At 71.8% G+C, this 13,271-nt stretch carries 15 protein-coding genes; 8 read left to right on the top strand and 7 right to left on the bottom strand.

What is annotated here, in order from left to right:
- The first annotated feature begins 10 nt into the window (after nucleotides 1-10).
- Complete coding sequence (locus ACWEJ6_RS19445; protein ID WP_358283445.1) at nucleotides 11-391, top strand: DUF2550 domain-containing protein; 381 nt, start codon at nucleotides 11-13, stop codon at nucleotides 389-391.
- Here ACWEJ6_RS19445 and ACWEJ6_RS19450 read toward each other — a convergent pair.
- A complete protein-coding gene (locus ACWEJ6_RS19450) occupies nucleotides 388-978 on the bottom strand; it encodes a cob(I)yrinic acid a,c-diamide adenosyltransferase (RefSeq protein ID WP_364324800.1) in 591 nt (196 codons plus the stop codon). The genes ACWEJ6_RS19445 and ACWEJ6_RS19450 overlap by 4 nt on opposite strands.
- Nucleotides 979-1,105: 127 nt before the next feature.
- Between ACWEJ6_RS19450 and ACWEJ6_RS19455 the strand changes: the two genes are divergently transcribed.
- The 4 genes from ACWEJ6_RS19455 to ACWEJ6_RS19470 all read left to right on the top strand — a co-directional run bounded on the left by ACWEJ6_RS19455 (nucleotide 1,106) and on the right by ACWEJ6_RS19470 (nucleotide 4,659).
- Nucleotides 1,106-2,002 (top strand): ABC transporter ATP-binding protein, encoded by an 897-nt coding sequence (locus ACWEJ6_RS19455; RefSeq protein ID WP_352350010.1) that lies wholly within the window; start codon nucleotides 1,106-1,108, stop codon nucleotides 2,000-2,002.
- Nucleotides 1,999-3,108, top strand: a complete 1,110-nt coding sequence (locus tag ACWEJ6_RS19460; protein ID WP_397218612.1) for an ABC transporter permease — start codon at nucleotides 1,999-2,001, stop codon at nucleotides 3,106-3,108. Before ACWEJ6_RS19455 ends, ACWEJ6_RS19460 begins: the two co-directional genes overlap by 4 nt.
- On the top strand, nucleotides 3,109-4,278 hold the full coding sequence (locus tag ACWEJ6_RS19465; RefSeq protein ID WP_452425116.1) for a sensor histidine kinase: 1,170 nt from the start codon (nucleotides 3,109-3,111) through the stop codon (nucleotides 4,276-4,278).
- Between the two features lie 63 nt (nucleotides 4,279-4,341).
- Nucleotides 4,342-4,659, top strand: coding sequence for an STAS domain-containing protein (locus ACWEJ6_RS19470; protein WP_352350014.1), 318 nt, complete (start codon nucleotides 4,342-4,344; stop codon nucleotides 4,657-4,659).
- Nucleotides 4,660-4,827: 168 nt separating this feature from the next.
- Here ACWEJ6_RS19470 and ACWEJ6_RS19475 read toward each other — a convergent pair whose 3' ends face one another.
- The 5 genes from ACWEJ6_RS19475 to nucS all read right to left on the bottom strand — a co-directional run bounded on the left by ACWEJ6_RS19475 (nucleotide 4,828) and on the right by nucS (nucleotide 9,652).
- On the bottom strand, nucleotides 4,828-5,370 hold the full coding sequence (locus ACWEJ6_RS19475) for a TetR/AcrR family transcriptional regulator (protein ID WP_387667996.1): 543 nt from the start codon (nucleotides 5,368-5,370) through the stop codon (nucleotides 4,828-4,830).
- Nucleotides 5,371-5,514: 144 nt separating this feature from the next.
- Nucleotides 5,515-6,987 carry an aldehyde dehydrogenase family protein gene (locus ACWEJ6_RS19480; RefSeq protein WP_387667993.1) on the bottom strand — a complete coding sequence of 491 codons (1,473 nt, stop codon included), beginning with the start codon at nucleotides 6,985-6,987 and terminating at the stop codon, nucleotides 5,515-5,517.
- 32 nt (nucleotides 6,988-7,019) lie between these two features.
- Entirely contained in the window at nucleotides 7,020-7,577 is a 558-nt protein-coding gene (locus tag ACWEJ6_RS19485; RefSeq protein WP_452425119.1) for a GNAT family N-acetyltransferase, read from the bottom strand.
- A gap of 3 nt (nucleotides 7,578-7,580) precedes the next feature.
- Nucleotides 7,581-8,882, bottom strand: coding sequence for a carotenoid oxygenase family protein (locus tag ACWEJ6_RS19490; RefSeq protein WP_452425121.1), 1,302 nt, complete (start codon nucleotides 8,880-8,882; stop codon nucleotides 7,581-7,583).
- 107 nt (nucleotides 8,883-8,989) lie between these two features.
- On the bottom strand, nucleotides 8,990-9,652 hold the full coding sequence (gene nucS / locus ACWEJ6_RS19495) for an endonuclease NucS (protein WP_358283463.1): 663 nt from the start codon (nucleotides 9,650-9,652) through the stop codon (nucleotides 8,990-8,992).
- 36 nt (nucleotides 9,653-9,688) lie between these two features.
- Here nucS and ACWEJ6_RS19500 point away from each other — a divergent pair, with 36 nt between their 5' ends.
- The 3 genes from ACWEJ6_RS19500 to ACWEJ6_RS19510 are packed head-to-tail and all read left to right on the top strand — an operon-like array spanning nucleotide 9,689 to nucleotide 12,139.
- Nucleotides 9,689-11,137: a 3-hydroxyacyl-CoA dehydrogenase family protein gene (locus tag ACWEJ6_RS19500; protein ID WP_452425123.1), complete on the top strand. Its 1,449-nt coding sequence runs from the start codon at nucleotides 9,689-9,691 to the stop codon at nucleotides 11,135-11,137.
- A complete protein-coding gene (locus tag ACWEJ6_RS19505) occupies nucleotides 11,134-11,424 on the top strand; it encodes an ATP/GTP-binding protein (protein WP_387667978.1) in 291 nt (96 codons plus the stop codon). Before ACWEJ6_RS19500 ends, ACWEJ6_RS19505 begins: the two co-directional genes overlap by 4 nt.
- A gap of 10 nt (nucleotides 11,425-11,434) precedes the next feature.
- Nucleotides 11,435-12,139, top strand: a complete 705-nt coding sequence (locus ACWEJ6_RS19510; protein WP_352324290.1) for an alpha/beta hydrolase — start codon at nucleotides 11,435-11,437, stop codon at nucleotides 12,137-12,139.
- Here the strand turns inward: ACWEJ6_RS19510 and ACWEJ6_RS19515 are convergent.
- Complete coding sequence (locus ACWEJ6_RS19515) at nucleotides 12,102-13,229, bottom strand: sensor histidine kinase (RefSeq protein WP_452425126.1); 1,128 nt, start codon at nucleotides 13,227-13,229, stop codon at nucleotides 12,102-12,104. The two genes, ACWEJ6_RS19510 and ACWEJ6_RS19515, sit on opposite strands and share 38 nt — an antisense overlap.
- Nucleotides 13,230-13,271: the final 42 nt, after the last annotated feature.

A 13,271-nucleotide genomic window follows, 5' to 3' on the forward strand; every position in this document is an offset into this window, starting at 1 on the left:
GGGGGCGGCCATGGTGGCGACGGTTTCGGTTTTGTTGTTGCTGCTGGTCGCCCTCGTGGTCCTTCGAGGGGTGACGCTCGCCCGTTCGCGCGGCAGCGTACCCTGCCGGCTGAAAGTGGGCAGCCGAGGGTGGCAGAGCGGGGTGGCCCGCTACGCCGACGGTGAGCTCCACTGGATTCCGCTCATGGGCGTCCGACTGAGGCCGCGCCACGCGATCGCGAGGCGCGGCCTCGTCGTTTCCGCCCGTCGTGAGATCGACGGCGGCCTCTACGCCGTCGACTGCGGCGGCACGACGCGCGGGTTGTCGCTGGCGATGAGCGCCGACGCCCTCACCGGCTTCCTCGCCTGGCTGGAGTCGGCGCCGCCCAGCGCGTACCTCGACGTCGCCTAGCGGGTGCCGCCGGGCTTCCAGAGGATCTCGTTGCCGCCGTGGGCGATCCGGCAGGCGATGAAGAGCAGGTCGGAGAGCCTGTTGAGGTATTTGGCGGTCAGCGGGTTGACGTCGTCGTGGGCCTCAAGCGCCGCCCACGTGGTGCGCTCGGCCCGGCGTACGGTCACCCGGGCCAGGTGCAGCGCGGCCGTGGCGGGGTCGCCGCCGGGCAGGATGAAGCTGCGCAGCGGCTGGAGCTCGGCGTTGAGCCGGTCGCACTGCTCCTCCAGCCGGTCGATGTAGGACTGCTCCACCCGCAGCGGCGGGAACTCCGGCTCCTCCACCACCGGTGTGGCCAGGTCGGCCCCCACGTCGAACAGCTCGTTCTGGATGCGCACGAGGAGCGCCACGAGGTCGGCGGACAGAGTGCCGTGGGACAGGGCCAGGCCCAGGCAGGCGTTGGCCTCCTCGACGTCGGCGTAGGCGGCCAGCCGGGTGTCGGTCTTGGCCGCGCGGCTCATGTCGCTCAGGTTCGTGGTGCCGTCGTCGCCCGTACGGGTGTAGATGCGGGAGAGGACGACGGGCTTGTCCTTGTCGGCACGCGTCATGAGCCCAGCGTAATGACAAATGTCATCCGAACGGGACGCGCTTTCCATGTCGCGTCCATGATTTCCACGACTACCAGGGCGAACGCCGCCAAAGCCACAATCTACCCATGACGAGAGAGAGGACCTGATGCTCGAGATCAGCGAGCTGCGCAAGCGCTTCGCGGGCGGTCCCGACAACCCCGGCGGCAAGGTCGCCCTGGATGGGATCAGCTTCACGGTACGTCCGGGCGAGATGTACGGCTTCGTGGGCGCGAACGGTGCGGGCAAGACGACGACGATGCGCATCGTCATGGGCGTGCTCCAGGCCGACTCCGGCTCGGTGCGCTGGCGGGACCGCGCGCTGGGCTACGACGACCGCACGCGGTTCGGTTACATGCCCGAGGAGCGCGGGCTGTACCAGAAGATGCGGGTCAGCGAGCAGATCGAGTACTTCGGCCGGTTGCACGGGCTCGCCCCGGCGGCGGCGAAGAAGGCCGCCGACGAGCTCATCGAGCGGCTGGGGCTGACCGAGCGCAGGGGCGACGCGGTGCAGACGCTGTCGCTGGGCAACCAGCAGCGCGTGCAGCTCGCCGTGGCGCTGGTGCACGACCCCGAGGCGCTGGTCCTGGACGAGCCGTTCTCGGGGCTCGACCCTCTCGCCGTGGACGCCCTGGCCGGGGCGCTCCAGGAACGCTGCAGGAGCGGCGTGCCGGTGATCTTCTCCAGCCACCAGCTCGACCTGGTGGAGCGGCTGTGCGACTCGGTGGGCATCGTCTCCGGCGGCCGAATGGTCGCGACGGGCACGGTGGCCGAGCTGCGCGCCGCCGAGGGCGACACGTTGCGCGTGGAGGTCCGCGACCCCGCCCCGGGCTGGGCCGACGGCCTGCCGGGCACGGTGACCGTCCACGGCGACCTGCACACCCTGCGGACGACCGAGGGCGACGACCAGGAGATCCTGCGCCGCGCCATGAAGGCGGGCCGCGTCGAGCACTTCGGGGTCGAGCAGCCGACCCTCACCGAGATCTTCAAGGAGGCCGTGGCGTGAACGGACTGATGCTGGTCGCCCGCCGCGAGATCGTCACGCAGGTGCGCACGAAGACGTTCCTGGTCGGCCTGCTGGTGACCGCGCTGCTGGTGGCGGCCGTCTCCTTCGCGCCGAAGATCATGGGCGGGAACGACTCGTACACGCTGGGCACGGTCAACTCCCAGCAGCTCCCGCTGAAGGCCGCCGCGCCGGACGCCGAGTTCGAGTGGCGCTCCTTCCCCGACGAGGCCGCGGCCAAGAAGGCCGTGCTGGCCGGTGACGTGGACGCGGTGCTGGTCAACGGCGACAAGGTGCTCACCGACGGCGAGATCGACAGCAAGCTCGGCGTGCTCATGCAGAGCACCAACCGGGAGATGCGGCTCGGCGCGGCCGGGGTGACGATCCCGCCGCTGCAGATGGTCTCCGTGGGCGTGGACACCCGCTACCAGGCGGCCAGGACCGGCATCGCCGTGGTGCTGGTGCTCGTCCTGTTCATGTTGCTCATGGGCCAGGTCATGATGGTGGCGATGGGCGTGGTGGAGGAGAAGGGCAGCAGGATCGTGGAGATCCTGCTCGCGGCGGTGCGCCCGTGGCAGCTGCTCGGCGGCAAGATCGTCGGGCTGGGCGTGCTCGGGCTGATCAACCTGCTCACCATCCTCGCCGTCGGCCTGGTCGCCACGTCGGTGTCGGGGTTCGCCGCGGACTTCCCGCCGGGCGTGCCGGGGCTGGTGGTCGCCGTCCTGGTCTGGTTCGTGCTCGGGTACGCCTTCTTCGCCACGCTCGCGGCCGCGTTCGCGTCGCTGGTCTCCCGCCAGGAGGAGGTGAGCAGCGTGATGTCGCCGCTGACCATGCTCATCATGGTCACGTACTTCGTGGCCTTCTACGCCACCAACGATCCCACGGGCACGCTGGCCACGGTGATGTCCTACATCCCGCCGTTCTCCTCGATGATCATGCCGGTCCGGATGGCGGCGGCCGACGTGCCGATGTGGCAGGTGGCGGCGTCCATGGCGGCGATGGCCGTGGCCGTGCTGGCGGTGTTGTCGTTCGGCGCCAAGGTCTACGAGCGGGCGGTGCTGCGCACGGGCGCCCGGCTGAAGCTCGGCGACGTGCTGCGCGCGGGCTAGATGGACGCGATCACGCGGGCGCGGCGGCTGGCCCGCGGGATGCTGAACTCGACGCTCGTGATCATGTGGCTGATCGTGATCATGGCGACGGTGTTCAGCCTCGGCTCGGGGGCGGCCGGCTGGCCGCGCCTGCTGCTCGCGACGATCGCGGCGCTCGCCTTCACCTGGCTCTACGTACGCGTCGTCGCCGCGGTCATGGAGCGCCGGTATCCCACGAGGGAGGTCGTGTGGACCGGCGCTCTGGCGTTCCTGGCGGCGGTGCTCGGCGGGGCCGACCCGATGGGCTGGGGGTTCGTGCCCATGGTCTGGCTGTCGGTGGTGGTGATCGGGCTGCCCGCGCGCCGGGCGCTGGCGCTGGGCGCGGCGACGTGCGCGGCCTGCGTCGGGCTCGGCGTGCTGTCCATGCTGACCGGGACGAGCCTGCTGGCGCTGGACGGTGACTCCTTCCTCGTCTCGCTGCTCGTCATCACCGTCCTCGACGTCTTCTGGGCCGCGGCGCTGCCCGGCACGAACAGGATGTGGGCCTGGATCTGGTCGCTGGCCGTGCAGGCCCACGACGGCCGCGAGGCGCACACCCGGCTGGCGCTGGCCGAGGAGCGGCTGCGCTTCGCCAGGGACCTGCACGACCTCGTCGGCCACCAGTTGTCCGCCATCGCCGTCAAGACCGAGCTGGCCGTACGCCTGGCCGACGCCGACGGCAAGGCCGCCAGGGACGAGATGGCGGAGGTGAACGCGCTGACCCGCAAGGCCCTGCGCGAGCTGCGCCAGGCCGTGCGCGGCTACCGCGAACTTGACTTGACCGCTGAGCTGAATAGCGTGAAGGGAGTGCTCGAAGCGGCCGGCGTCCGCTGCGAGGTGCGCCTGCCGCACCGCGAGTTGCCCCACGGGGTCGCGCCGGTGTTCGCCTACGCGGTGCGTGAGGCGGTCACGAACGTGCTGAAGCACAGCGCCGCGACCTTCTGCGACATCACCCTGCGCTTCACCGACCAGGAGGCGGAACTGGCGGTGCGCAACGACGGCGTGGCCCGCAGGCAGGCCGACGACCTGGGCAGCGGGCTGACCGGCATGGGCGAGCGGCTGGCCGCCGTGGGCGGGCGCATGACGGCCCGTCCCACCGGCGACGGACAGTTCCTGCTGACGGCTGTCGTGTCACTCCCGATAGATGGGTAGGGGAGGAGAGCGGGGGTTTCGATCCCGGCGACCACACGCCGTGTGCGTGATTGAGGAGGTGGCATGCGCGTCCGGCGCAATCCACGAGGCCAGACGGTGCGGATCGGTGCCCGGCTCGACGCCGGCACGTCGGCCGGCGTGCGCGAGCGGCTGCACGCCGCGCTCGACGCCGGCGAGGGCGACCTCATCCTCGACCTCTCCAAGCTGGAGATGATCGACGCCACCGGGCTCGGGGTGCTGGTCGGGGCGCATCGGCGCGCGATCAGCGTGCAACGCCGCCTCGTTCTTCGGGGGGTGCCCCCGCGGATCATGCGGATCCTGGCGGTGACCCGGCTGAATCGGGTCCTGCTCGTCGAGGTTCCCGCGGCCGCGGTGGCCTGAGGTCACATATCGGGGCCGGGCGCCGATCAGCCGTCGCCCGTGCCCTTTCACGAGCCGAATATAGAAGGAATGTAGATTTCGGCTGGCCCGCTATCACGGGCGTGGGCACTCGGAAAGAACTGTGAAAGTGATTATTCTGTGACCCCATCACTGCGGGTAATCGGCGGGTCACGACGGACTGAGGCTGCGGATGAAGATGTGCACCGCCACCTCGACCAGATCGTCGATGGCGGGCTGCTGGTCGGCCAGTATCCATTCGATCAGCAGCTCTTGCAGCGCGCCAATTACGCCAAGTGCCACCAGGCGCCGTTTCAGCGAGCGGGCCTGCGGGAAATCCGCCGACGCCTCCTCCACGAGCCGGGCGAAGGAGTCCACCGCCCGCTGACGCGAGGCTGTCAGGACGTCACCCGACCTGCGCACCTCCAGGTGCATGATGCGGGCCCGCCGCCAGTCGGCGGCGGCGAACTCGATATAGGCGCGAATCCCCGCCTTGACTCTCCCGTCAAGCGTGGCCGGCGCCTCCTGTAACGCTTTGGCCACAACCGCGAGGCTTTCCTCCACGCACCGCTCGTGCAGCGCCTGGAGCAACTCCTCGCGGCCGCCGAAACATTCGTAGAAGGCGCGGTTGGAGATCCGCGCCTCCGAGCACAATCTTTCGATGGTCGTCGCCGCGAAACCTGGTTTCGCGTATAGCGTGTAGGCGGCCGTCATCAGCCGCTCGCGTCTGTCCGCCAGCCTTTGCTCAGCCGACATTCCCCGGTAAGACCGGTTCACATTCCACCCGTCCAACATGATCGTGGCCCCCAGAGCACACAATTATGGACGGATGATCGGATTTGGGAAAGAGTGCGATGATTATCTTTTACGTCGTCCGTGCAAGAACGTGACAAGCCTGATCAGTCGCTCAAGCTCGTCGGGGCCCCTCCTGAAGGAGGTCAGGTTCATGCCGGGCAGGGCGAAGCGCTGCCGGGAGACCGCCTTCGGCCTGGTGAACTCGCGTAGGCCGTCGGCTCCGTGGATGCGGCCGAACCCCGAGTCGCCGACCCCGCCGAACGGCAGCGCGGGCACCCCGGCGAAGGAGATGACCGAGTTGACGGCGGTCATCCCGGTACGCATCGCCCGCGCCAGCCGCGTCGCCCGGCGCGCGTCCCGCGAGAAGATCGTGCCCGCCAGCCCGTACGCCGAGGCGTTGGCCAGCTCCAGCGCCTCCTGCGCGTCGCGGGTGCGCCGGACGGTGATCGTCGGCCCGAACGTCTCCTCGCGCACGGCCGGGGAGTCCTCGGGCACGTCCGCCACGATGACCGGGTCGACGAACGGCGCCCGGACCGAGCCGGGGCCGCCGGTCACTACTTTTCCGGACTTGGTGGCGTCGTCGATGTGCCGCCGGATGATGTCGATCTGGGCGGGCATGGTGATCGGGCCGTAGTCCTGGCCGGCCTTGACCTCGGCGGCCCGCTCCGACAGCTCCCGCATGAACGGCTCGTACACCGCGTCCACCACGTAGACCCGCTCGACGCCCGCGCAGGTCTGGCCCGCGTTCGACATCGCGCCCCACAGGCAGGCGTCGGCCGCGGCGGGCAGGTCGGCGTCGGCGTCCACGATGAAGGCGTCCTTGCCGCCGCACTCGGCCACGAGGGGCGTGAGGTTCTCCGCGCACGCCGCCATGACCCGCTTGGCGGTGGCGGTCGAGCCGGTGAAGGCCACCTTCCGCACCCGGGGGTCGGCGGCCAGCGCCGCGCCGGTCTCGCCGAGCCCGGTCACCGTCTGCAACACCGGCTGCTCGGGCACCGACTCGGCGAACAGCTCCGCCAGCCGTACGCCCACGCCCGGGGTGAGCTCGCTGGGCTTGAACACGACCGCGTTGCCGGCGGCCAGCGCGTACGCGATGGACCCCATGGGGGTGAACACCGGGTAGTTCCACGGGCCGATCACGCCGACCACGCCGAGTGGCAGGTATTCCAGGGTGGCGGCCAGGTTGAGCCCCAGCATGCCGGTCGCCACGCGGCGGCGGCCCAGCACCTTGGCGGCGTTGCGGGCCGCCCAGTCGAGGTGCGTGACGGCCAGCACGATCTCCAGCGTGGCGTCGCCCACCGGCTTGCCGGTCTCCTCGTGCACCAGCGCGGCCAGCTCCCGCAGGCGCCGCGTGAGGACCGCCTTGTAGTCGAGCAGGCGGCGCCTGCGCTCGCCCGCGGGCAGGGCCGCCCACCACTCCGCGGCCGTCTCGGCCCTGGTCACGGCCTCGCGTACGGCCTGGGCGTCGTTCTTGGGATGACTGCCGACGACCTCGCCGGTAGCCGGGTTCAGTGAGTCGAACGTCAGCGTGGTCATGGCGTCACGATAAACCGGTAAGCCGTCGCTTACTAGCTCCGGGGCGGGCGCAGCATCCCCCACACCGGCGGCCCGTCCGGCAGGGTGAACCGCTCGGTGACCGCGAACCCGAACCGCTCGTAGAAGGGCACGTTCGACTCCTTGCTGCTCTCCAGGTAGACGGGCAGGCCGCCGCACCTGGCCAGGCCCGCGCGCAGCAGCGCGCCGCCCACGCCGGTGCCCTGGAGCTCGGGCACGGTGCCGAGCTGGGCCAGGTACCAGTAGGGACCTTCCGGCTTGTGCCGGGCGAACTCCTCCTCCAGCAGCAGGCCCTGGCGCACCCGGTCGCCCATGGCCGCCACCAGGCCGGGCACGCCCGCCTCCGTGTCGGGCCGGTGGCCCGGCGGGTCCCACAGCGCGGCCCCCGCCACGGCGCCGCCCCCGCTGAGCGCCGTGTCGGTGAACGCGTGCATGTGACGGGCGATCGTGGTGAACATCCCCGCCGCGCCGCGGCCGCCGGGCAGCAGCCAGCCGACCACCGGATCGTCGTGGAAGGCCCTGGCCAGCGCGTCGCCGGCGGCGTCGAAGTCGTCGGACTGCCTGATCTCCACCGGTCAGCCCTCCGCGAACCACGAGCCGTGGAAGCCCGCCGGCACCCGCCTGGGCAGCCGCACCGACGCGACGCCGGACAGGTCGCTCGCGTCCAGCACCAGCAGCTCGGACGACTCCCCGGAGGTGACGATCGACAGCAGCCACCCCTCGTCCTCGCCCGCGGCGCCCTCGGCCGGCACGAACACGGCCTCGCCGGTGGCGCCGCCGGTCTTCCTCACCTGGGCGGAGCCGTCGCGCAGGTCGTACTTGACGACGGCGTCGGCGCCCACGGTGTACAGGTGGCGGCTGGGCCGGCCGAGCAGGTCCTCGTTGAAGGTGGGGAACTCCACGCCGCGGTCGTCCAGCGCCTCCTCCGTGGCCGTGCCGGTGGCCGGGTCGAGGGTCCAGCGGTGCAGGGCGGCCGCGCCGGCGGCGCCCGCGTGCCGGGCCGGGTCGGCGGCGCCGCCGATCTGCTTCCAGACGGCCGACCACGCGCCGGGGGAGTAGCGGGCGGCGTTCAGGACGACGCGCCCCCGCTCGTCCTCCCAGGCGTTGCCGACGTGGAAGACGTAGCAGGGGTCGACGTCGAACCAGCGGGTCGGGCCGCCCGTCCGGGGGGTGACGCCGATCCTGGCGCCGTAGTCGTCCTCCCACGCGTACGGCATGCCGCGGCGGTTCAGGTCGAACACCACCGGCAGGTCCAGCCAGAGCAGGTGGTGCTCGGTGACGGCGAAGTCGTGCATCATCGTCGGCCCAGGCACCTCGATCTCCCTGCTCTCCACCAGCTCGCCGGCGGCCGAGAGCCTGTGGTAGGTGAGGAACGGCGGGAAGTAGCCGTAGCCGAAGAAGTGCAGCTCGCCGGTGAGCGGGTCGTGCTTGGGGTGGGCGGTCATCGCGGTGGTCAGCCGTCCGCCGAAGTCGCACGGGCCCACGGTGGCCAGCTCGGGCGTCACCTCGTGCGGCAGGCCGTTCTCCACGAGCGCCAGGATGCGCCCGGCGTGCCGGACGACGTGCGTGTTGGCGGTCACCGCGGCGAGGTCGACGCCGGTGTCGGAGACGAACGGCGCGTCGTCGGTGAACTTGCTGGTCCGCACCCACCGGTTGCGGTACCACTCGGCCCGCCCGTCCCGCAGCCGGACGCCGTGCAGCATGCCGTGCCCGGCGAACCAGTGGCCGGGATCCTCGCCCGGCCGCGGGTTGGGCCCGTTGCGGAAGTAGCGCCCGGTCAGCTCGGCGGGCAGCGCGCCCGTGACCTCCAGGTCGTGCGCCTCGATCTCGTCGGGGACGGGCGCCAGGTCGCCGCTGAGATACGCGGGAACGTCCATGAACACTCCAATCTCGATAGGTCGAAACTAGAACGTCCAGAAGAGACGTGTCAACACAGGAATGTCAGACCATGGGAAGTCCCGGCCCGCTACGAGGCCGGGAGGAGCTAGAAGAGGGTCGGGTTCTCCGGCTCGATGCCGCGCAGGGCGGCGTAGTCGAGGGTGACGCAGTCGATGCCCCGGTCGGCGGCCAGCACGCGCGCCTGCGGCTTGATCTCCTGCGCCGCGAACACCCCGCGCACCGGCGCGAGCAGCGGATCGCGGTTGAGCAGCTCCAGGTAGCGGGTGAGCTGCTCGACGCCGTCGATCTCGCCGCGCCGCTTGATCTCGATGGCCACCGTCGCGCCCAGCGCGTCGCGGCACAGGATGTCGACCGGCCCGATGGCCGTCATGTACTCGCGGCGGATCAGCGAGTAGCCCTCGCCCAGGGTCGTGATGTGCTCGGCCAGCAGCTCCTGGAGGTGGGCCTCCACGCCGTCCTTGATCAGGCCGGGGTCGACGCCCAGCTCGTGGCTGGAGTCGTGGATGATCTCCGCCATGGTCAGGACCAGCTTCTCGCCGGTCTTGCCGTGGGTGACCGTCCAGGTCTCGCCGTCCTCCTTGAGCTTGCACGGAGGGTTCATCCAGTTGAGCGGTTTGAAGGCGCGGTCGTCGGCGTGGATGCTGACGCTCCCGTCCGCCTTGATGAGGACGAGCCTCGGCGCCATCGGCAGATGCGCCGTGAGCCGTCCGATGTAATCCACGCTGCACCGCGCGATGACCAGCCGCATGACGGTCCACCTTAGCGGCTCTGGAAAACTGGTCGCATGGCGTTTGAAACGGTGGGAGTTGTCGGGCTCGGCACGATGGGCGCCGGGATCGCCGAAGTCTTCGCGCGTGCCGGGCTCCGGGTGATCGGCGTCGAGGCCGACGTCGAGGCGCTGGCCAGAGGGCGCGGGCACGTCGAGCGCTCCACGGCCAGGGCGGCCGACCGGGGCAAGCTGACGGACGGGCAGCGGGCCGAGATCCTGGGGCGCATCACGCTGACCACCTCGCGCGAGGACCTGCGCGAGGCCGACCTCGTGATCGAGGCGATCCCCGAGGTGCTCGACCTGAAGATCTCGCTGTTCCAGGACCTCGACCGGATCTGCAAGCCCGAGACGGTGCTGGCCACCAACACCTCCTCGCTGCCGGTCACCGCCGTCGCCGCCGCCACGGGCCGGCCCGGGCGCGTGGTCGGCATGCACTTCTTCAACCCGGCGCCGGTGATGCGGCTGGTCGAGGTGGTGGGCACGGTGGTGACCGCGCCCGGAGTGGTCTCCGAGATCTGCGAGCTGGCCGGGCGGCTGGGCAAGACCGCCGTACCTGCGGGCGACCGGGCCGGGTTCGTGGTCAACCGGCTGCTGCTGCCCTATCTGAACCACGCCGCCGTCCTGCTGGAGCTGGGCATCGCCACGCGCGACGGCATCGACGACGCGATGCGGCTGGGCGTGGGGCTGCCGATGGGGCCGTTCACGCTGCTCGACCTGATCGGGCTCGACACCGCGTACGAGGTGATGGAGGTGCTGTTCGACGAGACGCGCGACCGCCGGCACGCGCCCTCGCCGCTGCTGCGCGAACTGGTCACCGCCGGGCGGCTCGGCCGCAAGAGCGGCCACGGCTTCTACGGGCCGCAGGAGCCGCCCAAGGAGCCGGAGAAGTCCACGGTCATCACGTTCGGCATCGACGGGCCCGACGTCCACGGGCTCGGTGAGCGGTTGCGGGCCTCCGGGTTCGGGCCGTCCGACGCGCCCGACACCGTGCTGCGCTGCACCGACCGTCCGGTGATCGAGCACGCCGTGCGCCTGTCCGACCCCACCAGGATGGTCGGCGTGCACGTCGTCGGCGACAAGGTGGCCGAGCTGGCCGGCACCGCGCTCACCTCGCCCGGGGCCGCCAAGGCGGCGCGCGACCTGATGCGGGTGGCCGGGCTGGTGCCCGTCTCGTGCAAGGACCGGGCCGGGTTCGTGGCCGACGCCCTGCTGTTCCCCTACCTCAACGACGCCGTCCGCATGTACGACGCCGGCTACGCCTCCATCGCCGACATCGACGCCGCCATGCGGTTGGGCTGCGGCTACCCGGCCGGCCCGTTCGAGATGCTGGGCTACCTCGGCCTGGCCAGGGTCCGCGACGGCCTGCGGGCCCTGTACGCCGAGTACCGCGAGCCCGCCTTCGCCCCCGCCCCCCTGCTCGACCAGCTCGTCACGGCCGGTGTCAGCGAGTTCCCCCGCTCATGAGCCCCCGCCGCGCCCGCCGGAGGGACGACTCCCGCCCTCTCGGCCTTCCCACCGGCAACGACAAGGTGGAGCAATGGCCGGACGGCGACTGGAAGGTGCGCATGCTCACGGGCGCGTCCTCGACCAAGACCTACCGCTGCCCCGGCTGCGACCAGGAGATCCTGGGCGGCAGGCCGCACCTGGTCGCCTGGCCCGACTGGCCGGGCGGCGACGAGGAGCGCCGCCACTGGCACCCGGCCTGCTGGCGCAAGAGACTCGACCGCGGCCCCGGCCGCAGCCGCTACTAGGAGGACCCCCGTGGAGATTCGCGCGGCCACCGTGCTGCCCGCCAGGCGTGAACCGATCGAGCTGCAGACGGCCGACGGCCTGACCCTGGTCGGCGAGCTGGCCCAGCCCCTCGACCGGCCGCCCGTGGCGACCCTGGTGACCCTGCACCCGCTGCCCACCCACGGCGGGTTCATGGACAGCCACGTCTACAAGAAGGCCGCCAACCGGCTGCCCGCGCTCGCCGACCTCGCCGTGCTGCGCTTCAACACGCGCGGCACCAGCTCCGAGCGCGGCACCTCCGGGGGCGCGTTCGACGGCGGCGAGGGCGAGCGGTTCGACGTGGCGGCGGCGCTGGAGTACGCCGAGTTCAACGACCTGCCGCGGGTGTGGGTGGTGGGCTGGTCCTTCGGCACCGAGCTGACCCTGAAGTGGGCCCACGACCCCCTGGTCGAGGGGGCGATCCTGCTCTCGCCGCCGCTCCACAGGGCCACCGACGACGACCTCGACGCCTGGGCCCGGTTCGGCCGGCCGCTGGTGGCGATGGTGCCCGAGTTCGACGACTACCTGCGTCCTGAGGAGGCCCGGCGGCGTTTCGCCAGGGTGCCGCAGGCCGAGGTCATCGGGGTCGACGGCGCCAAGCACCTGTGGGTGGGCGAGCCCTATGTCCGGATCGTGCTGAACGAGATCGTCCGGCGGGTCAATCCGGCGGCGTACCCGCTGCCGACGGACATCTGACGGTCACCTCCAGCCCGCCCTGCGGCCGCGCGACCACCTCCAGCGTGCCGTGATGGGCCTGGACGACGGCGGCGACGATCGACAGGCCGAGCCCCAGCCCGTCGCCGACCGCCCGGCGGCCGCCCGCCAGCCGCTGGAACGGCTGGAGCAGCGTCGCGACCCGGTCGGGCGGGATCACCGGGCCGCTGTTGGCGACGCTGAGCGTGGCCAGGCCCGCCCGCACGCCGGTGGCCACCGTGATCCAGCCGTCCGGCACGTTGTGCCGTGTCGCGTTGTCCAGCAGGTTCACGACCAGGCGTTCGAGCAGGGCGCGGTCACCGGAGGCGGGCGCGGGCCGCAGCGCCGCCTCGACGCGCAGCGGGGAGTCCGGCCGCCGGTCGAGCGCCTGCCCGGCGACGGCCGCCAGGTCCAGCGGCTCCCGGTGGTCCAGCCCCTGCTGACTCCTGGCCAGGACGAGCAGCGCCTCGATGAGCCGTTCCTGGTGCCGGCCGGCCGCCAGCAGGCGGTCGAGGACGTGGCGCAGCTCGGCGGCGCCGGCGTCCGGGTCGGCCAGCGCGACCTCGGCCATGGCGCGTTGCAGGGTCAGCGGGGTGCGCAGCTCGTGGGAGGCGTTGGCCACGAACCGGCGTTGCGCGGTGAAGGCGGCCTCCAGCCGGTCGAGCAGGTCGTCGAAGGTGTCGGCCAGCTCCTTCAGCTCGTCGTCCGGGCCGGAGGCGGCCAGCCGCCGGTCGAGCCGGTCGGCCGTGATGCGCCGGACGGTCGCCGTCATGTCCCGCAACGGGCGCAGCACCCGCCCGGCCGTCAACCGGCCCAGCAGCGCCGACGCGAACGCCATGACCACCAGGGCGATCACCGAGTTGACCAGCAGCCTGCGCAGCCCGGCCGCCTGCTGCTCGGCCAGGTACGCCACGTCCACCCGCGGCTGCGGCACCACCTGACCGGGCCCGCCGGGCAGGACGGGCGCGACCGGCGCGGCCGGGAACGGCGAGTGCGCGACCAGCAGGTAGATCAGGGCGACCAGCAGCAGCCCGGCGGCCAGGAACAGGCCGCTGTAGAGCAGCGTCAGCCGCAGCCGTACGGTCCGCCGCACGCCGGGACACCTCCGTCCGGGTCCGGTGCCCGCGCGGGGCCG

Source organism: Nonomuraea sp. NPDC004702, from assembly GCF_053601695.1.